The sequence below is a fragment of the Afipia birgiae 34632 genome, from assembly GCF_000308295.2.
Classification (GTDB): Bacteria; Pseudomonadota; Alphaproteobacteria; order Rhizobiales; family Xanthobacteraceae; genus Afipia; species Afipia birgiae.
The window spans coordinates 1,920,150-1,940,868 of the sequence record NZ_HG326652.1 but is presented as its reverse complement, the minus strand read 5'-3'; the positions used below and the strand labels follow the sequence as shown (position 1 = coordinate 1,940,868).

The following is a 20,719-nucleotide window of genomic DNA, read 5'->3' as shown; positions in this document are numbered from 1 at the left end:
GCTTCACCCCAAACGTTTGTAGGCCGTCTTGAGCATTGCGAGGGCATCGCCTCCCGCAAAGATGAACTCGCCGACGCCTGCAGTCCGCAGCGCGGCTTCGAGTTCTCCGGGCCGGCCTGCCAGATAGATATGCTTTGCGCCGGCGTCATGAAGGGCCCTTGCGGCGGCCTCGGCCCCCACGGCATAGACCTTGTCGGACGAACAGAGGCAGACGAGGGCGGCGCCGGACGATTTGAAGGCTGCAGCGAGCGCCGCCGGATCGGAGAAGCCTTCGGTATCGATGGCCTCGATGCCGCCGGTCTCGAAAAAGCTCTTCGCGAACGTTGCCCGCGCGGTGAAATCGGCAGCGGTGCCGAGGTTGGCTAGGAATATCGCCGGGCGTTTGCCGGATGTCTTCAGCAGTCGATCGGAGAGGTCACGCAAAGTCTCGAAAGGTGCTGCGAGCCGGATGGGCGCGAGCGCATCAAACCGGATCACGATTTCCTCAGGCGATAGCGCCGTCACCGGCTTTGCATCCAGTACGGCTGGCGTCTTCTCGTGAAGATTCGGAAACTCGCTGGCTCCGGTCAACACATCCTTGCGTTTCGCGATATTGACGTCGCGCGCATCGCGCACGGCGGCCACCTTGGTCTGGATAATGTTCCTTTCGAGAGCCGCGAACGGGCCGCCGGCCGATTCGATGTTCTGAAACTGCGCCCATGCGGCTTCGCAAAGCTGCCTGGTGAGGGTTTCGATGCCGCCTGACCCGGCTGCCGGATCGGAGACCTTGTCGAGATTGGATTCTTCCAGCAGCACAAGCTGGGTGTTTCGCGCAACGCGGCGCGCGAATGCATCCGGCAATCCGAGCGCCAGCGTATGGGGCAGGACGTTGATGCTGTTTGCGCCGCCAAGGCCCGCCGAGAACGCCGCGATGGTCGCGCGCAGCATATTCACGTCGGGATCGCGCTGCGTCAGCATTCGCCAGGCGGTATCCGCCGCGATGAAAAGCGGCTGCGACGTGAGTTCGCAACTTTGCTCAACCCGCGCCCAGAGCAAGCGCAGCGCGCGGAATTTCGCCATGGTGAGAAACTGATCGGCATCGGCGCTGAGGCGGGCGTAAATCATCCGCCGTGCGTCGTCGAGTGCTATGCCGGCAGCTTCCAGTGCGCGCAGGTAAGTGACACCCACCGCGAGGACGTAAGCCAGTTCCTGTGCCTCCGAACCGCCGGCATCGTGGATGACCCGGCCGTCGGCTGGCGCGAAGGGGCCGCGAAAGCCGAGCTTCGCAAGCTTCGCAATCTTGTCGCCGAACACCTTCGCGATCGAATCCCAGCTGCCGTGGCTGCTGCCACGCACACCGCCACCGCCGATAGGATCGAGACCGAAGCGGACGTTGACAGCAGAGGGCGGGATTTTGCGCGCGGCAAGCAACTCGGCGAGGTGCTGTCCCATGTCGCGCGACTGCGGACCGATCTCGAACTCAATGCCGATACCGGCGTCGAGGTACACACCATCGAGGACGCGCGCCAACGCCTCCTTGGTCGGCGGCAGACCAAAACCCCGCGCGCCGTTGGCACCTGCGAAGACGATCGTCAGACCGGTCGCGCCGTTCTCAAGATCATGCAACGCCTGCGCGTTGGCGATCGCTGCATCGGGATGATCCACCCGCTGCATGATCTGCCAGGGGCTACCTGCCGTGCGCGCGGGAATGGTCATTGCATTGCGCGCGCGCTCATAGATTGGGTCGATCCGCAGCCCGTCGTAGGTTTTGCCGACCAACTTCTCGAACGGCGCGCCCTTCAGGACACCGTCGGCAAGCTTCCGCCAGTCATCGCGGGAAGCAGGGGCGAAGTCGGCTGCGAGCGGCAGGTCGTCGGTTTCAGCGGACATTCAGAGGGTTAGCTCCCGGAAAACAGCTTTGTCGATCTGAAAATGCCATGCGGCGGCGCGCAAGCCAATTGGTTGTTTCAGGCGTTTAGCGCAAATCAGGCAGGCGTTCGATGCCATCAGCGGAGATCCTTGCAAGCGCCTGACGCGGGGTCTGTCCTGCGATTGAGCGATTGGGGGCGATCTCCGCCAGCGGTACCAGCACGAAGGCCCGTTCGAACAGGCGAGGGTGCGGGAGGGTCAATTCGGGTTTGTCGAGGCGGACGTCGTTATAGGCGATGATATCGATGTCCAGCGTGCGCGGACCCCAGCGCCGTTCGCTGGCCCGGTCACGGCCAAACTTCTTCTCGATCTTGTGCAGCGTGAACAGCAACGCGTGCGGATCGAGGCTGGTCTCGATCTCGACACACGCATTGACGAACGGCTCCTGATGCTCATCGCCCCAGGGCGGCGTCGTGTAATCCGAAGAGCGTGCGATCAGGGCGGCCTGCGTCATGCCACAGATGTTGGCGATGGCCTTGACGAAGGTCGCACGGACATCACCGACATTGCCGCCAAGGGCGATCAGGACGCTCGCCATGCTAGTGTTCCGTATCCGACGTTCGCTTCACTGTGCAGCGCCTCCCGAGCGAACGTCGGATACGAAAGGACACTAGTAATTTATGATTCGAGTGATCCTTTGGTTCTGACATTCGTGAAAGTGCCTGCGAAAGGTATGATACGAATGTTAGAATCGGATCACTCGGCTCAAGCCCGGGTGCGCATGATGACGACGCCAACGTCGTCGAAAATCGCGGCGATCGGTGCATGCGGCTTGTGGACCGTTACCTTCACGGCGCTGACGCGAGTGAAGGCGGCGAGGATCGATTCCGCCACAGCACCGGCTGCACGTTCCAGCAGGTAGTAGTTATGGCCCTTGAAGGCCGCGCTAGCGGTCGCGACCACGTCCGAATAGGACACGGTGTCGGCGAGCTTGTCGGTGCGAGAGGACTCTGCAAGGTCTATCGACAGCTCAAGGTCGATCACGAAGCGCTGGCCCACCTCCGCTTCATGGTCCATGACCCCGTGGCGGGCGTGGATCAAAAGTCCCTTTATGAAGATCACGTCGCTCATCGCTTGTCCTCGATTGCCGATGCGACGCGTAGCGCCTGCACCGTTTCCGCCACGTCGTGTGCACGGATGATTTTGGCGCCGCGCTGAGCCGCCAGAATGTGCGCCGCGATGGATCCGCCGAGCCGTTGATCTGGTTCGGACGGTGTTATCGTTGAAATAAACCGCTTGCGCGAGGCGCCGACCAGTAACGGCAGGCCGAACTGATTCAACTCATCGAGCCGGGCGAGTGCCGTCATGCTCTGGTCCGGTGTTTTGCCGAAACCGATGCCTGGATCGAGGACGATACTTCCCTGCGGGATAATCGCCTTGGCTGCGATGTCGAGTGAACGCGTGAAGAACGCCACCATGTCTGTCATGATATCGATAGCGGGATCGACGCTTTCGCGGTTGTGCATGACGATTACCGGCGCACCGTGATCCGCGATCACCTGCGCCATATCGGGATCGCGTTGCAGGCCCCAGACATCGTTGGCAATGACTGCGCCGTTGCTCAACGCCCATGCGGCCACCGATGCCTTCATGGTATCTATCGAGACCGGGCTCCCCAAGCGGGCAACCGGGGGCAGGATATCCCGTAATCGCTGCAATTCCTCGTCGGCTGTGACCGGCTTCGAGCCATAGGGCCGGGTGGACTCCGCGCCGATATCGAGGATACCGGCACCCTCCGCGATCATCCGTTTTGCCTGCGCAAGGGCCAGTTCGGGCTCGCTGAACCGGCCTCCGTCGGAGAACGAATCCGGGGTTACATTTAGCACGCCCATGACCACGGGAGGGGGACGGACGAACAGGTCCCGCAGCACCGGATGAAGCTGCGCGGCAGCCGGATCTGATCGGGACGGGGCGGCCATCATGAGGTGGCTTTGCGCGGTCCCTGCTGGCAAGTCAAGCGATGGTGGTGCGGGCTGTGGCCCAAGCGGTTTGGCGCGGCGATCGGGACGGGCGCCGTGGGCCGTTCAGTAGGAGATCTTCAGCGGCAGCTTGCGGGCGCGCTGGATCAGTTCAGCGACGGATTTGTCGGACGGAAGGACCTGAACCAGCTTGCGCTTGTCGTTGGCTTCCTTCATGGCCTGCGCGAGGCGCTGGGGGTTACGTTGCACGAACTCGCGCACGGTCACGACGCCTGCCCCTCGCAGTAGCTCGGCCTTGGCCTTGCCCATCCCCTTGATGCGCATGCAGTCTGCAATGTTCGCCCAAGCCAGCAACTGTTGCTCGCTGAGGCCGGTCTTTGCGGCGAGCAACTTCCGGCCCCTTGGGGTGCTGGCGCTGTCGAGCAGCGTGGCGGTTGTGCGAATACCGTGCGCCTTGAGCTTGGCCTGGGCGTGCGCGCCAAGGCCATCAATTTTCGAGAGAGGGTACGATGAAAGAGGATTGGACATGATACTCGAACTTGAAAGTGAATTTACGCGAACTTGGAAAGGCCGGGCGTTTCGGCAATGATCGTACGCATCCCGTCCGCACCAATTTTGTCGCGGCCAAATCTGAAGAGTTCACGGGCGAGGTTCTGAATCTCGCTCATTCCCAGGCCCAATCCCATCAACTTGGCGCCAAGCGCCATGATGCCGCCGCCAAGCATTCCCGCGAGACCGCCGCCGGAACCGGCAGCTTTGATCGCGTCTTCAGCACCCGGAATTTGCTCGATCAGCGAACGCACCTGTTCAGCCGGTCCCTCCTTGCGAAGGAACCCAAGCATGGCACCTACGGCCTTTTCGGCCACAGCGTTGTCTATGCCGGCTTTCGCAGCCAGCTCGCCAATGAACTCGTCCACTAAATTGCCCCGTTACCCGCCGGCTTGCTTGCCGGATCTTTGCTTGTGATTTTATCTTGAGCGCGTGCGCTGCGAATTACAAGCGATGACGCTTTTTGAAACCGCAGTTTGAGCGCAATCGATCGTGAAGTGTTGCAACCGTGCAAGAATCATCGCCGATTTGGTGATCATTTGCAGTGCCAAAGGTGACAAATTGGTTAGCGCGGCTCCGAACGACGTAGCGAACGCGAATTCGTTTCAATCCGTCGGCCGATTTGCGATGCGGCCCGCAATGCCAGGAGTCGGGCGGGCTTGACGGCGCGGAGCAAGAATTCACTCAGTCGCAACGGCGGAACAACATATATATAACGCCATACATAATGCAGCGCGGTATCGACTGATGCGACCAATGCGTCCTGCGGGTTGACCGGCGGGTTCCAGACTGCAAGATCACACATCATGCGCCGTGTTTCGACGGCGGGACAATCCGAAGTCTGCACGAGGCGAGAGATGGCAAAGAGGGCGTCCAAAACTGCTTCTGACAAGGCCGCAACGGCGGCTGCGCCGGCTGGCGCGGGAAGCGCTGCATCCGCCGATACCGACAAGACGATCTTCATCGGACGGGGCGATGAGCCCGCATTTCTAACGCTCGGACTTGCGAACCGGCACGGTCTCGTCACGGGCGCTACCGGTACGGGAAAAACGGTCTCGCTTCAGGTCATGGCCGAGGGGTTTGCGCGCGCCGGAGTTTCAGTATTTGCCGCGGACATCAAGGGCGACCTCTCAGGCATTTCTGAAGTGGGCGAGGCCAAGGATTTCATTCTCAGTCGCGCCAAGACGATGGGGCTGGATTTCAAGCCGGACCAGTTTTCAACGGTGTTTTGGGATGTATTCGGCGAGCAGGGCCATCCGGTGCGCGCCACCGTTTCGGAAATGGGCCCATTGCTGCTGTCACGGATGCTCGATCTTAACGACGTGCAGGAAGGCGTGCTCAATGTCGCTTTCAAGGTTGCTGACGAAGGTGGCCTCCCGCTGGTCGACTTCAAGGACTTGCGTGCCATTCTGGATGCCATATCCCCCGCCGACGGCAAGAAGAACGGGGATGATACGAGCGAAGCCATCCTTGAGCTCAAGCGGGCGGCACAGAAGTTCGGCAATGTCACGAAACAGACTATCGGCACGATCCAGCGCCAGCTTCTGGTGCTGCAGAACCAGGGAGGCGAGCAGTTCTTCGGTGAGCCGGCGCTTCAACTGAAGGATTTCATGCGCACCGACGCCAATGGCCGCGGCATGGTCAACATTCTGGTCGCCGACAAGCTCATGCAGAGCCCGCGGTTGTATGCAACGTTTCTTCTCTGGATGCTGTCTGAGCTGTTCGAGGAATTGCCCGAGGTCGGCGACCCGCCGCAACCGAAGCTGGTGTTCTTTTTTGACGAAGCGCATCTTCTTTTTACCGATGCACCGAAGGCATTGCTCGACAAGATCGAGCAGGTTGTGCGGCTCATTCGTTCAAAGGGGGTCGGTGTCTACTTTGTGACCCAAAACCCCATCGACGTGCCGGACAGGGTGCTTGCTCAGCTCGGCAACCGGGTCCAGCACGCGTTGCGCGCATTCACGCCGCGCGACCAGAAAGCTGTTCAGGCGGCAGCGCAGACGTTCCGGCCGAACCCCAAGCTCGATACCGCTCAGGTGATCACCGAACTGGGTAAGGGCGAGGCGCTGGTGTCGTTTCTTGAGGGCAACGGTACGCCGGCCATGGTCGAGCGTGTCATGATCCGCCCGCCGACTGCGCGGATCGGGCCGATCACGCCGGAAGAGCGCAGGGCGATCCTGGCGGCGAGCCCCGTGAAGGGCAAGTACGATACGGCAGTTGATTCCGAATCTGCCTACGAGATGCTGCACAAGCGCCTGACTGAAACCGCGGCGCCGGCAGAAGGAGATTCGGGTGGCGGTGTCCTCGGACAGATTGGATCGATCGTCGGGACCATTTTCGGTACCAACACGCCGCGCGGAAGGTTGACCACCGGCCAGGTGATCGCGCGCAACGTCACGCGCTCGGTCACCAACAAGGTCGCGGGCGACGTTGTCGCCGGTATTGGCAAGTCGCTCGGCGGGTCGCTTGGCAGTTCGATCGGCCGCTCGATCGTGCGCGGCACACTCGGCAGCTTGTTGCGACGGTAACCGACATCTCGCACCACCCGGATTTGAGGAAACCAGACGATGTCCGCCACGCTCCAACTTGCCGCCGTTCTCGACCATATCGACAAGGATTTCGACAAAAGCCTCGAGCGGTTGTTCACGCTGCTGCGGATCAAGTCGATTTCGGCCGATCCAGCCTTTATTGATGACTGCAAAAAGGCTGCGGACCATCTCGCGGCCGATATCGCATCCATCGGGTTTTCGACCGACGTGCGTCCGACCGCTGGTCACCCGGCCATTGTCGGCAAGAGCAACGGTCACGGCGGCGCGCATGTGCTGTTCTACGGCCACTACGACGTGCAGCCGGTCGATCCGCTTGACCTCTGGCATCGGCCGCCGTTCGAGCCGGTGGTGACCGACCACGCCGATGGCCGCAAGATCATCGTTGCCCGCGGCGCCGAGGACGACAAGGGCCAGTTGATGACCTTCGTCGAAGCCTGCCGCGCCTGGAAGAACGTCACCGGATCGCTGCCGCTCAATGTGACGATCCTGATCGAGGGCGAAGAGGAGATCGGCTCGAAGAACTTCGGTCCCTTCCTCGACAAGCACAAGAAGGACCTGGCTGCCGACTTCGTGCTGGTCTGTGACACCGGCATGTGGGACCAGAACACGCCCGCGATCACGACCTCGCTGCGCGGCCTCGTGTATGACGAGGTCAAGATCAAGGCGGCGAACCGCGATCTGCATTCGGGTATCTTCGGCGGCGGCGCGCAGAACCCGATCCGCGTGCTGACGCGCATTCTGGGAAGCCTGCATGACGAGAACGGTCACATCACCATTCCGGGATTCTACGACGGGGTGAAGGATCTGCCGCCCGACATTCTGGCGCAGTGGAAAAATCTCAATCTTTCTCCGGAAACTTTTTTGAAGCCCATCGGCCTTTCAGTGCCGGCCGGTGAGAAAGACCGGTTGTTGATCGAGCAGGTCTCATCGCGTCCGACCTGCGATATCAACGGCATCTTCGGCGGGTATACGGGTGAAGGCTCCAAGACGGTTATTCCGGCGGAGGCCTCCGCAAAGGTGTCGTTCCGGCTGGTGGAGGGCCAGCAGCCCGAGAAAATCCGCAAGGCCTTCCGTGATTTCGTCACCTCGCGCTTGCCCGCGGACTGCACGGCCGAGTTCATCGATCATGCCGGTGCGCCGGCCATCGCGCTTGACTGGGGCATGAAGCCGCTGGCGGCGGCGAAGCGTGCGCTGACGGATGAATGGGGCAAGGACGCGCTCCTGATCGGTTCGGGTGCATCGATTCCGATTGTTGCGGATTTCAAGAAGACGCTGGGGCTGGAAACGGTGTTGATCGGGTTCGGGCTTGAAGATGACAACATCCATTCGCCAAACGAAAAGTACGACCTGAAAAGCTTCCACAAGGGCATCCGCTCGTGGGCGCGCATTCTCGCGGCGTTCGCGGACACGCCGCGCTGAGGTCTTGAACGATCTCTCACCGGTCGTCCCCGCGAAAGCGGGCCCATACTCCCTGAGCGGGCGACTGTCCGCTATGACGATCGTCGATGTTGCGCGCGCGTCACGCCGATTTCCGATTCAATTTTTCGATTTTCAAACAGCCCGTTCATTCACGCACGCGTATTCGCTCTCGCGCATCGCGCGAGGTGAGCTTTGGTCTTGCCCCCCCAAAAGGTGAGGGGCATGGAGCGCCGCGAGGCGCAAATGTGTTGCTTCGCTTCCCGTGCGAAGGGAAGCGCGTCGCCTTGCGGCGCTCCGCAGACAAGTTCACGCAGTCTGCGCAAGCTTGACTGCTATTTGGCGGCGATTTTGGGCGAGGGGAGCGTGCTTCCGGGACAGGACAGGCGCGACACGCGCCCCGATCCGGCTGGCTTTCGCCGGCCTTCATCCTGTCCGCGTCCAGCCACTGAAGGCAGAGCCACGTAGTTGGCCCGGACGCTGACCCCAGCCTCCCGGACGGCGTGTGTGCGAGACACGCGCGCGGGCGCCGCATCCTGCTCCGCTTCAAAAGCGCCCTCGAGAAGCGCCCCTCACGAACAGGACGATGAAGAATATATTCCTAGATCGCGACATGTCAAGGAGAGGTCGGAAATCTCGACACGTCGTCCCGGCAAATGCCGGGACCCACACTCCCTGAGATATCGATTTGAGGGAGATGCCGGAGCGATCGCCCCACTGTCATTATGACGTTCGGTGGTTATGGGTCCCGGCATTCGCCGGGACGACATCGAGAGTCTGTAGCCCCGATTGCGCTGCGCCCCATCCGGGCTGCGCGCGCTCGCCACTATCCGCTGTCATTCCGGGCCTGCGCCAGGCGGCGCATCCCGGAATGATGGATTGCCGCTTTCGCGGGGACGACATTGAGTATGTGGTCTGGCGGCGGGACAACGTCACGTCAGACCAGCGTAAACGCAAAAACGCCGCCCGGGATTGGGCGGCGTTTGCAGTCCGGTCAGTGTAGAGGCTGACGGATCAATTTCTATAGCTGGGGTCGATCCTGTCAAGTTTGCGCAGCAGCGGCGGCCAGACCAGCTTGGTGGAACGCAAATCCGAGCGCACCGGGTCGGTCACAAGTTTTTCGTTCTTCTCGATCACAAGCTTGTCGACCGGGTAGGCAGTCGGTCCCAGCATGCGGGTGCGGACCTGCATCGTGCAGGCGCGCTCAAGATGATACATGCGCTCGAATGCCGAGGCGACAGAACGGCCAACCGTCAGTGTGCCGTGATTGCGCAGCAGGAGGTGGTTCTTCTGGCCCAGGTCTTTCTGGATGCGTGGACGCTCATCGTGATCCAGCGCGATGCCTTCGTAGTCGTGATAGGCGAGGTCGCCGGTCACAAGCTGCGCCGTCTGGTTCAGCGGCAGCAAACCTTCCATGCAACTCGCGACAGCGGTGCCGTCCGCAGTATGCAGATGCATCACGCAGCCGGCGTCTTCGCGCACTTCATGAACGGCGGAGTGAATCGTGAAGCCGGCGGGATTGATGCTATAGTCGCTTTCGCTCAACTGGTTGCCGTCGAGATCGACCTTGACTAGGCTCGATGCGGTGATTTCGTCGAACATCAGTCCGTAGGGATTAATCAGGAAGTGATGTTCCGGACCAGGGACCCGCGCCGAGATGTGCGTATCGACCAGATCATCCCAGCCATAGTAGGCGACCAGACGATAGGCGGCTGCGAGGTTGACCCGCTGCTCCCATTCGGCCTCGGATATCGTGGATTTGACTTCCTTGAGACGTGCCTCGGCCGGTGACATGACGATTTTCTCCCGCGATTTATTTTGGTCTTGGTCGGGGAGGAGCCTAGTCCTGCGATACCGCTATCGCAACATGCGACGCCCGCAGGGGCGCCATGTGGCAGGTCAGGGCGCGGGTATGGCGAGCAGGCTGGCGATGCTCTTGCCACGGATGTCGTAAACCCGGGCGAACACCACATCGTCACGCTTGATCTCGACGACCACAGGCGCGTTCAGGCCCTTGCAGTAGAATTCGCCCAGCGTCATGGCGAAGTCGGCGGCATGACTGTCCCAGCCGATTGTGAAATCCGGGCCGAGCGCAACCTGGGCGGGGCGCTGAGGTCCGCAGACCGCGACACGCCACTTGCGGTTCCTCGGTGCGGGCTCCTGGCGCTCCTCGATTTCCTGCCGCAGCCCTTCGGACGCCTGCTTCAGTGCGAGCCCCCAGTAATCGAGCATGTAGCGGTCGTCGGCGGCGCGCACCGTTCCGGCGATATGGTTGAAGTGGGTGTACTGATAGGGATGCAGCCGGATCATCTCATTGAGCGGCAACGTCAGTCCAAGCAGGAACATCGCGGCAAACACGGCCTGCGCGGCGCGGCTGTGCTGTTTCAGCCAGCCGACGATCGCGGCAAAGGCGACACCGGCAAGAACGGCCATGGGCGGGATGACGAAGATGAAATGGCGAATGCCGTTATAGAGAGCAGGGCGCTTCACCATCGCAATGATGAGCGGGAGCGTCGCGGCCAGCGTCAGCATCAGCAGAATGCTCTTGCGCTTGGTATCAACGTTCGAGTGTACCAGCGCCACGAACGTGCCGACGACACCGGCGCTGAGCAGGCCGAGCATCACTTCAGGAAGCTGCAATGCGAACAGCGTGGGCAGATAAGACCATGGCATGTCCGGCACCGAGACGATCGCGCCGTTGAACAATTCCTTCCATGGCTTTTCGAAGAAATGGGAGAAATATGTCAGCGCATGAAACGGATTGGCTGGATCGATGATCGCCCACGGCCAGATCAGGCCCATAACCAGATATCCCAGCAGCACGCCGGGCAGCAGAACGTATACAACATGGCCAAGACGACGGGCCGCTTCTCGCAAGCCATGCACGCGGATGTCCGAAATCCAGATCGGCAGGAAGCCCACCACGGCGTAGATCAGCGCCAGTCCGCCCAGGATACGGCAACCGATCGACAGGCCGGCGCCGAGGCCGATGATCAGAATCGTGTGAGGCGTGGGCGCGGGATATTCCTGCGCGAGACGCACGAGCCCGAGCATCAGGATCACCATCGACACCGCGAAAGGCGCATCCTTCGGGTTCATGAACATGTGCCCGTAGAATATCGGACACAGTGCGAGCAGAACGATCGCCGCGAGACCGGCGACAGGGCCGCCGACGCGCCGCGCGAGCCGCCATGTGACACCGAGGCCGATCACGCCGACGATGGCGCCCAGCAGCCTCCGCGTCTCGAACAGTTCGAGCGGAACGATCTTGTGCAGCAGCGCCGCCGCCATGTCGAAGCCGCCGCCGTACATATAGAGATTGGCGAAGGACAGGGCGCTGGTGTCGGTAAAGCCACTGCCGAACATCTTGAGAAGCAGATCGGCATATTCCGCGTGAGTATAATCGTCCCAGCCAAGACCATAATCTTTGAAGGTCAGGCCTGCGACGACTGCAACAACGGCCAGCACGGCGAGCGCAAGATCGTCGCACGTCTGCTCGATCGAGCGCCCGGCAGGCGTGTCGAGTGCCGATGTTGTGATGGATGACATCTCAGCTACTGGACCCAGCGTTCCCGCGCCTGCGTATCTTCCGGGCAGGCTTCCCGGGAACTTTGTATCTCAGTTCGGTGTTTAGGTAATTGCCAATTGTGGCGCATTTTCTAAAATTGCAATGCAACATTGCAGTCAGGGTAAAGTTACAACCACGCTCCGAGTGCCGCACGCGCTGGGCAGATTAGGCTCGCGAATCTGAACGGTGCCTGACCAACGGAAGCGTATTTCGTCGAGGAGCGCTCAATTACCAATTGGTAATGCGCCGACTTGAAACTATTATGGAACTCTACCTGTTGAGTCCGCTGGCGCGGGTTTGGAGCTTGTAATGATTGCGCTATTGATCGGCGGAACGGTCGTTTTGTGTATCGGCCTTCTCGCGGTCGTTTTCGGGATTCCGATCAAGGAATTCAGCTTCGGCAACACGATGATCCTGGCAGGGGCCGTGGTGTCCTGCACCGGGCTGGTCCTGATTGGACTGTATTTCGTTGGCCGGGAATTCAGAAACCTTGCGCGGCGCTTGGAAACCGGCGTGCCTGCGCCAGTCATGCTGCCACGCGAGCCGGCGGCTGAGGTCCCTGCAATTCGACCGGCGCGAACCCTGCCGGAACTGCCGGCGGTTCCTCGTCAGGTGCCCCCAAGGCCCGCCCGTGGAGAAAGGCCAGTCCACGAAGACACATTGTTCACCCGCGACCAGCCGCCCGACGAGACCCCGGACCGGGACGATTTCGCAACAGACGATGCTCACGATCGGCGCAGCCCAGCAGAACCGGCTGCGTGGGATGAACATCCGGTCACCCGCAACCGCAATCCGGCGCTGTCCGCCGAACCGTTCGAGCCGCCTGCCGAACCGGCGCCGCGCCAGCGGCGCAACATCATGTTTTCGTCGTCCCGGCGAGACAAGAGCCGCGAACTGCCGCCGCGCGATCCGCCGCCGGATGAAATCCCGCATCGGTCCTCCACAGAGGATCTTCAGCGCGGCGACGCTGACGCCAATGCACCTGATCCCTTCGCCAACGCATGGCCGCCGTCCAGCAGAGCGCGGCAGGACTCACCCTCGTTTCAAGGTTCCTCGTTTCAAAACGGGCGGGCTGCACCGCCGCCAGCCGCCGCTGATGAGGAGGAGACGCCTGAACCTGTCCGCGAGCGATTTCAACTGCCAAGGCGCGCCGATGCGTCGTCGGTGACGATCGTCAAATCGGGTGTCGTCGATTCAATGGCGTATTCGCTGTATTCTGACGGCTCAATCGAAGCGCAGTTGCCCGAGGGCATGGTGCGATTTGCCTCGATCGATGAATTGCGAGCGCATCTTGACCAGCGCAGCTAGTCACTGAGGCCGGGGCGCGGACTGCGGCGCACCAAATAAAGCGCCAAAGTATTCCAGTTTTTCTTGTCAGGCCGACGGCATCTCTTCCATACTCACCAAGTATAGACGACGTCGAAGCCGTCGCGTGGCGCCTGTTTGCTTGAGCCAGCTCGTTTTTAACTGCACATCCGATTGCGTCTGAAAGACATCACCATGAGCGAGACCGCCCCCAAGGGATTCGTCGACCTGACCGCGTCGATTGTTTCTGCCTATGTCAGTAACAACGCGACCACCGCTGCGGAAATCCCGGCCCTTATCAGCCAGATTCATGCAGCGCTTGTACGGGTCTCAACCGGCGGCACCGAAGCCGCGGCCGAGCCAGCCAAGCCCGCAGTCTCCATCAAAAAATCGATGACGTCCGATTACCTCGTGTGTCTGGAGGACGGAAAGCGCTTCAAGTCGCTGAAACGGCACCTCCGCTCCCAGTACAACATGAGCCCGGAGCAATACCGCGAGAAATGGGGCCTGCCGGCGGACTATCCTATGGTGGCCCCAAACTATGCCGTGGCCCGTTCGCAGCTCGCCAAAAAAATGGGTCTCGGCCAGCAGCGCCGACGTCGAAAGTAATCCCGGGCTCGGACAGCGGGCCTGGAAGAAGGCGGGCCTGACGGTAACGGGCTTGCCGCGGCTTAGGAATAATTCCACATTGCGGTGATCCCCGGAGTCAAGCCGGGATCACCTCTTTTTTTTGGGGGGATCCTAGTGAGGTTCCGATGCTTGAAGTCCGATCGACCATTTTCGGTTTTCCCCCGCCGCAATCCTCCAGTTCCGTTGAACTCCACCCGAGCGGCATTTGCCGTTTGGTGGCCGCCTGCGTTGCTGCCGACTTTGGCCTCGCCGCTGCCGCGCTTGAAACAGGGCTGCGCGGATCGCAGCCCGCGGCTCATGCGCGGCAGATCGCGATGTATCTCGCCCATACTGGCTTTGGGCTCAGTTTCGAGATCATTGGACACGCCTTCGGACGCGACCGCACCACCATCGCCCATGCATGCCGCGTCGTGGAGGATGCCCGCGACGACATCCGGTTCGACTGCCGTGTCGCCACGCTCGACTTGATCTGCCGCCGGGTGGCGACCGGTGGAGACGGCCGATGAAGCGACAGCAAGGCCGCCCGTCGGGCCCAGGCAAGATTCGCCAGCAAACGGCGCGAGTTTCCGGCGATGAGGTCGGCGCATTCCGCGCGCAACATCTCGATCTGTCGGTGCGCGATCTCATGACGGAGACCGGCGTGACGCAGGTCCTCGTTAACGACAGCGAAAGCCCGCTGGGATGGCTGGCGCGCCGCAAGGGTCGCGATGGCCGCGCGATGATCGGACCGGATCAATTCATCGCCGGCGAACGCCTGCGTGCGGACTTCACGCGCGGACACCTGTCGCCGCGTATCACGTCGAGCTGGACGGGCATCGGGCGAACACACGGAGCCGGCGGTGGCGGTGACATGACGGACCTGATCGTCGCGTCGCGCCAGCGCGTGCGTTTGGCGCTGGAAGCCTGCGGCCCCGAATTTTCCGGGCTGCTGCTCGACGTTTGCTGCTTCCTGCGCGGTCTGGAGGATGTGGAGCGCGAGCGTGGCTGGCCGTCACGTTCGGCGAAAGTCGTGCTGCAACTGGCGCTCGACCGGCTGGCCCGCCATTACGGACTGCGCAGCGATCCCAACGGCACCGGCGCGGCCATCAGGACGTGGCTTGCCGACGACGCGAATTTCAAGCCGTGAGGTTTAGGAGGCGGAAGCCAGCGTTTCGCGGGCGTCGTTCTTGATACGCTCGACCATGGCCCGCAGGCCGTTGGAGCGCTGCGGCGTCAGGTGTTCGCGGAACCCGAATTCGTTGAAGACGGCAATCGGATCAGTGTCCAGAATTCCCTGCGGCGTCTTTCCCGACTGGATGGTCAGCAGGATTGCGATCAGCCCGCGCACGATATGCGCGTCGCTGTCGCCCTTGAAACTCAGGACCGGCTCGCTGCCGCTACGGTCGATGGAGCGCGACAGCCAGACCTGGCTTGCGCAGCCTTGAACCTTGTTCTCGGCGGAATGCTCGGCATCGGACATCGGGGCCAGCGTGCGGCCAAGCTCGATCACATAGCGGTACCGATCGTCCCACTCGTCGAGCAGCTCGAAATTATCCCTGATCTCGTCGATGGTCATGGCAGCCCGCGAACTCGTGTCAAATGTCTTGCGCCAAAGATCTTGGCACGAGCCTTATATGAGATCGCAGAGGGTCGATAGCCATAAGTTCCCGGCCTTTTCGACCCGAATATTACGGATTTCGGGGTTCTATGGGCCCGTTGTCGTCCCGAAGGCCGGTGGCCGCCAATCGATGGCGAGATCGTCCTCAGTCAATGTCTGATGCACAATCGCGACGGTCTGGGATTCGTCAGGGTCACGGTCATCCGGCATGCTGATCGATCCGGTATGATCCGGCGCCTTCTTGTTGGCCTTCTCGGTGGGCTCAGGCGCTTTCTTGTCGTTCTTTTCGTTCTTCTCGGCCTTGTCCGTGATGAACTGATAAACCTTCTTGGCGCCGGACTGGGCGCGTTCGCCGATCACGGTCGCAGCCTGTCCGCCCACCGTGCATGCCGCCGGCTGGCGGTTGCAGAACTGGCTCATGTCGGAGACTGCTGCGGTGGCGGCTGAGATGGCTTCCGATGCGCCGATCTGCGGACCCTTGTCAGGATCGGACGACTTGTCGGTCGGCAGCAGCACAAGCACCAGCCCCAGCCAGAACGCCATGCGAAGAAGGAAGAACATCACACACCCCGTCGATCGCTTCACGGAGTTGCTTCATCACGCTGAAGCGCTCCGCCCCGTTGCGATTGATCTCGCAATCATCATCCGTCGTATCAGACGCGGATAAATCCGGGGTTCGTGTGCTGTGTAAAATTTGAATGGTTTGATTTGGCGTAAATTTTCAATTGATAAGAAGCAATTTCGCTTTGAATGATGTGAGGCTGCCTTCGAGCTGCCCATTCGCCATGCACGATTTCGAAACCATAAGGCTGCGGGACGGAAACTTTGCGTTCACCATTCCCGCCGAATGAAATCGCTGATTTCGCGCGAAAAGCCGCATCCGGCTGACGTAACTCGCAATCGGCCGCGCGCCTTAGCGTTCGCTTAAGTTCACTCTGACACCATTGGCCAAACGAAAAACGGGGGCGTTCCGGCAGTCGATTCGACGACCGGCCGAGCGGTGAGAACAACGTGAGATTGTCCGGCATCATACGCGACCATCTGGACTCGCTGCTGCATCCGTCAGCGCGGCGGGACTTGATGACGAAAGCCCGCCACCGCGCCTTCATCGGGCCGCGGCTGCTGGGCGGCCTTGCCGCGCTTGCTTCGCTTCCGCTTTATCTCGCTGTTCGCGGAGCGCCGCAAGAAGTCGAGGTCATGGTGTTTGCATGGCTGATCGCGCCGATCCTCGTCTCATACTATCTGTCGCGCACAGGTCATTATGAGCGCGCGCACATCCTGTCGTCGACCGCGCTGGCCGCAGTAGTCATGGCGGTTTGCATTAACACGGGAGGAATTTCGTCGTTCGCCGCGATCTGGCTCGTGGCCGTTCCGCTCGATGCGGCACTGTCGGCCTCGCGGCGTGCAGTCGTTTTCGCCGTCGCGCTGGCGCTTGGCTGTGCGCTTGGGCTCGTCATGATCGATGCCTTTGGCGCCTTGCCGGTATCGCTGGTTCCTGCATCATACAGCTCGCTGTTCGATGCGCTCGGTATTGCCACAGCGACGATCTATGCGTCGGCGCTGGCATTCAGCGCCGAATCGCTGGCGCAGATGAGCAGGAAGCTGCTGATGGTCGAAGAGGAGCGTTACCGCCTTCTCGCGCACAACATCAGCGACGTGATTTCCCGGCACAGCCGCAACGGCGCGATCCGGTTCATTTCGCCTGCTGCGGAAGCCTTGCTCGGAACACCGGCGGCGCTGCTGCTGGAGCACGGGTTGTTTGACCGCGTTCATGTCGCAGATCGTCCGGCCTATCTGACCGCTCTCTCGGAGGCTGCCCGCAGCGGCGACGAGCGTAGCGTCGAATTCCGTGTAAAACGCGATTCCGCACGTGACTCTGATCATGATCGCACGCCAGCTGCCGACTTCGTCTGGATCGAAATGCGATGCCGGCCGATCGATGCGACATCACGGTCGCTCGCCGGTCCAGGTGTTGACGTTGTCGCGGTGATGCGCGACGTCACCGAGCGCAAGCTCCAGGAACAGGCGCTGGAGATGGCGCATATGGAAGCTGAGCGCGCGGGTGCATCCAAGTCGCGCTTCCTCGCCACGATGAGCCACGAACTGCGGACGCCGCTGAACGCCATTATCGGGTTCTCTGAAATGATCGTTCGCGAGAAGGAGATGATGATCGATGCGACGCGCCGGCAGGAATATGCGCAGCTGATCAACGAATCCGGCCTGCACCTGCTGTCGGTCGTCAACGGCATTCTTGATATGTCGAAGATGGAAAGCGGAAATTTCGAGATTCTTCCCGAACTGTTTGCGCCGCGCGAATCCCTGATCGGATGCTGCAATCTGATGGTTCTGAAAGCGCGTGAAAACGGGATCGATATCGTCACCCGCGCACCGGCGGACTTGCCGCAGATCACCGGTGATCCGCGTGCCTTCAAACAGATGATTCTGAATTTGCTGTCCAATGCGATCAAGTTCTCGGAGCGCGGCGGCACCGTCACCGTCACCGCAGGCGTGGAAGGATCGCGCCTGCTGGTGCGCGTAATTGACAGCGGTGTGGGTATCGGCGCGGAGGACCTGAAGCGGATCGGCGACCCGTTCTTCCAGGCTGGAAAGACCTATCAGCGCCGCCACGAAGGCACCGGCCTTGGGCTCTCCATCGTCAAGAGCCTTGTCGCCATGCATGGCGGCGAGATGACGGTGCAAAGCCAGATCGATGTCGGCACGACCGTGACCGTTGCATTGCCGATGGTCTTTACGCCGCCGATTGAGAAACCAAGCAATATCGCCACCCTCGCGCCGCAGCGCGCCGAACCTCAAGATTATCAGGTGAAGAAAAGTGCCTAAACAGATCGCAGACGATGACGAGAAACCCCGCCGCCGACGACGTGCGGCGGCGGTTGCAGTTGAGGCCGAGCCGGAGCGTGGCCTGATCCTGCGCGTCCTGCTGCACAGCCCGAAGGACACACTGGCGGCAAGCGCGGCACTCGCGGCTGTTATCGCCATCGTCACCAATGCGATGTTCCTGCAGGCAGGGCGCCATCCGTCGCCGATGTTCAGCACGGCTGCCGTATCGTCGCTGTCGGCGCTTGCGCCGTCGCCGGCGCCGTTGCCGCGAGTCCGGCCACCTGAAGCCGAGGCACGTGTCATCGACAAGCCTCTGGAATCGGCAGCGACGGCTCCTGCGAAGCCGGTCGCAGCACCAGCTACACCGCGCCCCCCGGCGGCCGTTCACGCGGCAAAGAGCGATCCGGTCGGTGATCTGATTGTTTCAACCCGGCGGATTGCTGCGGTCCAGCGTGCGCTGACCGAGTATGGCTACGGCCAGCTCAAGCCGACCGGCGTTATCGGAACGGATACACAGGCAGCGATCCAGAAATTCGAGCGCGATCGCAAGATGCCGGTCACGGGCCAGTTGTCCGATCGCCTGATCCGGGATCTGACGGTTCTGACTGGCCGGCCGATCGAGTAACCGGCCTCTACCGTCATTGGATAGATGGGCTGCTACCATCGTCGGCTCTGACTATGGTAGCACCTCCCTGTCTTTCCATTCGCCCGATCGGTTCAGATCCATGTCTCGCCTGAAATCATCCATCTGGGTCGCGGGTTATCTGCGGCGATGCCAGAGCGCCGGCATGTTCGGCGCGGTCCGGCGTCGCGGCGCGGAAGAGGCGGGCGCGGTATTCGTGAAAGTGGCTCTGATGGACGGCACGGCGATGCTGTTCGTTCCGGCGCCGCAAACCTCCTACGATGACAGCCGTCCCGTCGAGCGCGTTTTCATCCAGTCGCCGCCGCAAGCGGTGGATGAAACTGCTATCGAAGCGCGCCTCGCAAAGGAAATCGGTTTCGATCCGGATGTGTGGATTGTCGAAGTCGAGGACAGGGAAGGGCGCCACTTCCTCGATCTGGCGAAGAAAGTCTAACCGCGCGATGTGTTGCGTGTTGTGACGTGCGTCCCAGGCGGAACCGCGGGACGCGATTGCGGCGGCGCTGAACGGGCGCGCTGGCGCTCATCGTCATAGAGCGTAGGGCGATATTTCGCCCGCGTAGCGGCCAGTGCCGCGCCGCGCCACGCGGCAAGCATGATCAGCGCAGTGCGCAACTCGACCACTTCGTAAAGGCGCGCCAGCCGGTAGACGTCCATCACCGATGCGCCGAGCGACGGATTCAGGAACAGCAGCACGCGTTGATAAGATTCGCCCGGCATGCCGAGCGCCTTGAGCGCGCAGGCCAGCGGTTCACCGCCCGGTTCGTTGACGATCTGGGCCGCGACCCGGGATGTCAGGATCAGGGCATCGGCGAGTTCGGCCGTAAAGCCTGAGGCATCGGCCGCCAGTGCCGCCTGCTCCAGCGCTGTAACCGCGCGGGCCGCGCGGCGGGGATCGACCGGTGTCGATGGTTTCAGCGGTGTATCCGTCAGGCCGTGCAATATCTGAGCACGGTGACTTTTATCGGCGGCCAGAAACATCTCAATCAACTGCGCCGCATCGTCCGGCTGCATCGACATCGTCGGCGCGGGCGTCATCGCAGGAGCGACCGACACTTCAGGCTCCGACACGATCTCCAGATCCGCTGCAGGATCGAGCTCGAAAGTTTCTTCAAGCCGCGGCCGATCGTGTCGCGAAACAGGCGCGCGTTTCTCTGCCAGATGAGGCCTCAGTTGCAGCTTCCACGCAATTTCGTGCGGGGTGTTCGGGTAGATGGCAAGCCGCGCCCGCACGGCGGCGCGCGTAGCATCGTCCACCTCGTCGATCAGGCGCGAGGCCAGTTCGGCGAACTGCCGCTCCTCATCCCGGGTATGGTCGGCGGTCTGGACATAGAGGTCCGTCAGCACGCGGAGCAGCGTCGGGCGAATATCGACGCCCTCGCGCCGGGACAGAGTCATCAGGCCATCGAAGCCGTGAAACATCGGGAGTGTCGTCATGCCGGATACGCGAGGTTAAGTCTCGGCCAGACGTTATCCGCCGCCTGTTAACAAGCCATTAACCATGCTCACTCTTAATGACCGGGTGCCGCCGATCCTTGGGGAAAAGCTGGGCGGCCAGGAGAGATTAAAATGGGCACCATTGTTGAATTTCCGGTCGATGCAGCGGCGCGTCGCGCCGGACCGGATGTGAACATGGCCCCGCGCGAGGGAACGGCAACCATCCTGATTCTCCCCGCCATCCGGATCGAACGCTACGCTGACGAAGCCAGCGATGGAATCGGACCGGAGGAGGGAACGGCTCCAGGCCGCCGTCGCAAACGCCGGGCGCGTTCCTGACCAGACGTCAGATTCTTTGCC

22 protein-coding genes are annotated in these 20,719 nt (G+C 61.5%); 10 read left to right on the top strand and 12 right to left on the bottom strand.

Features of this window, described 5'->3' with window-relative positions; translation table 11 throughout:
* Positions 1–3 precede the first annotated feature (3 nt).
* The 6 genes from BN32_RS09285 to BN32_RS09260 all read right to left on the bottom strand — a co-directional run bounded on the left by BN32_RS09285 (position 4) and on the right by BN32_RS09260 (position 4,744).
* Positions 4–1,869, bottom strand: coding sequence for a methylmalonyl-CoA mutase family protein (locus tag BN32_RS09285; protein ID WP_019197895.1), 1,866 nt, complete (start codon positions 1,867–1,869; stop codon positions 4–6).
* A gap of 85 nt (positions 1,870–1,954) precedes the next feature.
* Positions 1,955–2,446 (bottom strand): 2-amino-4-hydroxy-6-hydroxymethyldihydropteridine diphosphokinase, encoded by a 492-nt coding sequence (folK, locus tag BN32_RS09280; protein ID WP_019197894.1) that lies wholly within the window; start codon positions 2,444–2,446, stop codon positions 1,955–1,957.
* A 167-nt stretch (positions 2,447–2,613) separates the two neighbouring features.
* Positions 2,614–2,979: a dihydroneopterin aldolase gene (folB, locus tag BN32_RS09275; protein ID WP_019197893.1), complete on the bottom strand. Its 366-nt coding sequence runs from the start codon at positions 2,977–2,979 to the stop codon at positions 2,614–2,616.
* Positions 2,976–3,830, bottom strand: a complete 855-nt coding sequence (folP, locus tag BN32_RS09270; protein ID WP_019197892.1) for a dihydropteroate synthase — start codon at positions 3,828–3,830, stop codon at positions 2,976–2,978. Before folP ends, folB begins: the two co-directional genes overlap by 4 nt.
* 102 nt (positions 3,831–3,932) lie before the next feature.
* Complete coding sequence (locus BN32_RS09265) at positions 3,933–4,355, bottom strand: DUF4332 domain-containing protein (protein WP_019197891.1); 423 nt, start codon at positions 4,353–4,355, stop codon at positions 3,933–3,935.
* Positions 4,356–4,378: 23 nt separating this feature from the next.
* Positions 4,379–4,744 (bottom strand): DUF2267 domain-containing protein, encoded by a 366-nt coding sequence (locus BN32_RS09260; protein ID WP_019197890.1) that lies wholly within the window; start codon positions 4,742–4,744, stop codon positions 4,379–4,381.
* 489 nt (positions 4,745–5,233) lie between these two features.
* Between BN32_RS09260 and BN32_RS09250 the strand changes: the two genes are divergently transcribed.
* Together BN32_RS09250 and BN32_RS09245 are read left to right on the top strand one after the other, a co-directional pair.
* Positions 5,234–6,904 carry a helicase HerA-like domain-containing protein gene (locus BN32_RS09250; RefSeq protein ID WP_019197888.1) on the top strand — a complete coding sequence of 557 codons (1,671 nt, stop codon included), beginning with the start codon at positions 5,234–5,236 and terminating at the stop codon, positions 6,902–6,904.
* 39 nt (positions 6,905–6,943) lie between these two features.
* On the top strand, positions 6,944–8,344 hold the full coding sequence (locus tag BN32_RS09245; protein ID WP_019197887.1) for a M20/M25/M40 family metallo-hydrolase: 1,401 nt from the start codon (positions 6,944–6,946) through the stop codon (positions 8,342–8,344).
* Between the two features lie 1,011 nt (positions 8,345–9,355).
* Here BN32_RS09245 and BN32_RS09240 read toward each other — a convergent pair.
* Positions 9,356–10,135 (bottom strand): class II aldolase/adducin family protein, encoded by a 780-nt coding sequence (locus tag BN32_RS09240; protein ID WP_019197886.1) that lies wholly within the window; start codon positions 10,133–10,135, stop codon positions 9,356–9,358.
* A gap of 105 nt (positions 10,136–10,240) precedes the next feature.
* A complete protein-coding gene (locus BN32_RS09235) occupies positions 10,241–11,890 on the bottom strand; it encodes a glycosyltransferase family 39 protein (RefSeq protein ID WP_019197885.1) in 1,650 nt (549 codons plus the stop codon).
* Positions 11,891–12,218: 328 nt separating this feature from the next.
* Here BN32_RS09235 and BN32_RS09230 point away from each other — a divergent pair, with 328 nt between their 5' ends.
* From BN32_RS09230 to BN32_RS09215, 4 genes are all read left to right on the top strand, one after another.
* Complete coding sequence (locus tag BN32_RS09230) at positions 12,219–13,217, top strand: hypothetical protein (protein ID WP_019197884.1); 999 nt, start codon at positions 12,219–12,221, stop codon at positions 13,215–13,217.
* A gap of 192 nt (positions 13,218–13,409) precedes the next feature.
* Positions 13,410–13,823, top strand: a complete 414-nt coding sequence (locus tag BN32_RS09225; protein ID WP_040426194.1) for a Ros/MucR family transcriptional regulator — start codon at positions 13,410–13,412, stop codon at positions 13,821–13,823.
* 146 nt (positions 13,824–13,969) lie between these two features.
* Positions 13,970–14,350 carry a helix-turn-helix domain-containing protein gene (locus BN32_RS09220; protein ID WP_019197882.1) on the top strand — a complete coding sequence of 127 codons (381 nt, stop codon included), beginning with the start codon at positions 13,970–13,972 and terminating at the stop codon, positions 14,348–14,350.
* Positions 14,347–14,970, top strand: coding sequence for a DUF6456 domain-containing protein (locus BN32_RS09215; RefSeq protein WP_019197881.1), 624 nt, complete (start codon positions 14,347–14,349; stop codon positions 14,968–14,970). Before BN32_RS09220 ends, BN32_RS09215 begins: the two co-directional genes overlap by 4 nt.
* Before the next feature lie 3 nt (positions 14,971–14,973).
* Here BN32_RS09215 and BN32_RS09210 read toward each other — a convergent pair whose 3' ends face one another.
* The 3 genes from BN32_RS09210 to BN32_RS26770 form a co-directional block, all read right to left on the bottom strand.
* Positions 14,974–15,399, bottom strand: coding sequence for a SufE family protein (locus BN32_RS09210; protein ID WP_019197880.1), 426 nt, complete (start codon positions 15,397–15,399; stop codon positions 14,974–14,976).
* 129 nt (positions 15,400–15,528) lie between these two features.
* On the bottom strand, positions 15,529–16,002 hold the full coding sequence (locus BN32_RS09205) for a DUF5330 domain-containing protein (protein ID WP_019197879.1): 474 nt from the start codon (positions 16,000–16,002) through the stop codon (positions 15,529–15,531).
* Between the two features lie 92 nt (positions 16,003–16,094).
* Positions 16,095–16,472 (bottom strand): hypothetical protein, encoded by a 378-nt coding sequence (locus tag BN32_RS26770; protein WP_152343864.1) that lies wholly within the window; start codon positions 16,470–16,472, stop codon positions 16,095–16,097.
* Between the two features lie 49 nt (positions 16,473–16,521).
* Between BN32_RS26770 and BN32_RS09200 the strand changes: the two genes are divergently transcribed.
* The 3 genes from BN32_RS09200 (at position 16,522) to BN32_RS09190 (ending at position 19,358) form a co-directional block, all read left to right on the top strand.
* Positions 16,522–18,282 (top strand): PAS domain-containing sensor histidine kinase, encoded by a 1,761-nt coding sequence (locus BN32_RS09200; RefSeq protein WP_430641900.1) that lies wholly within the window; start codon positions 16,522–16,524, stop codon positions 18,280–18,282.
* Complete coding sequence (locus BN32_RS09195) at positions 18,275–18,907, top strand: peptidoglycan-binding domain-containing protein (protein ID WP_019197876.1); 633 nt, start codon at positions 18,275–18,277, stop codon at positions 18,905–18,907. Before BN32_RS09200 ends, BN32_RS09195 begins: the two co-directional genes overlap by 8 nt.
* 100 nt (positions 18,908–19,007) lie before the next feature.
* Positions 19,008–19,358, top strand: coding sequence for a DUF1491 family protein (locus tag BN32_RS09190; RefSeq protein WP_019197875.1), 351 nt, complete (start codon positions 19,008–19,010; stop codon positions 19,356–19,358).
* On the opposite strand, the gene BN32_RS09185 is transcribed toward BN32_RS09190, so the two are convergent.
* Positions 19,355–20,359, bottom strand: a complete 1,005-nt coding sequence (locus BN32_RS09185; protein WP_040425599.1) for a DUF2336 domain-containing protein — start codon at positions 20,357–20,359, stop codon at positions 19,355–19,357. The two genes, BN32_RS09190 and BN32_RS09185, sit on opposite strands and share 4 nt — an antisense overlap.
* 132 nt (positions 20,360–20,491) lie before the next feature.
* Between BN32_RS09185 and BN32_RS09180 the strand changes: the two genes are divergently transcribed.
* Positions 20,492–20,698 (top strand): hypothetical protein, encoded by a 207-nt coding sequence (locus BN32_RS09180; protein WP_019197873.1) that lies wholly within the window; start codon positions 20,492–20,494, stop codon positions 20,696–20,698.
* Positions 20,699–20,719 lie beyond the last annotated feature (21 nt).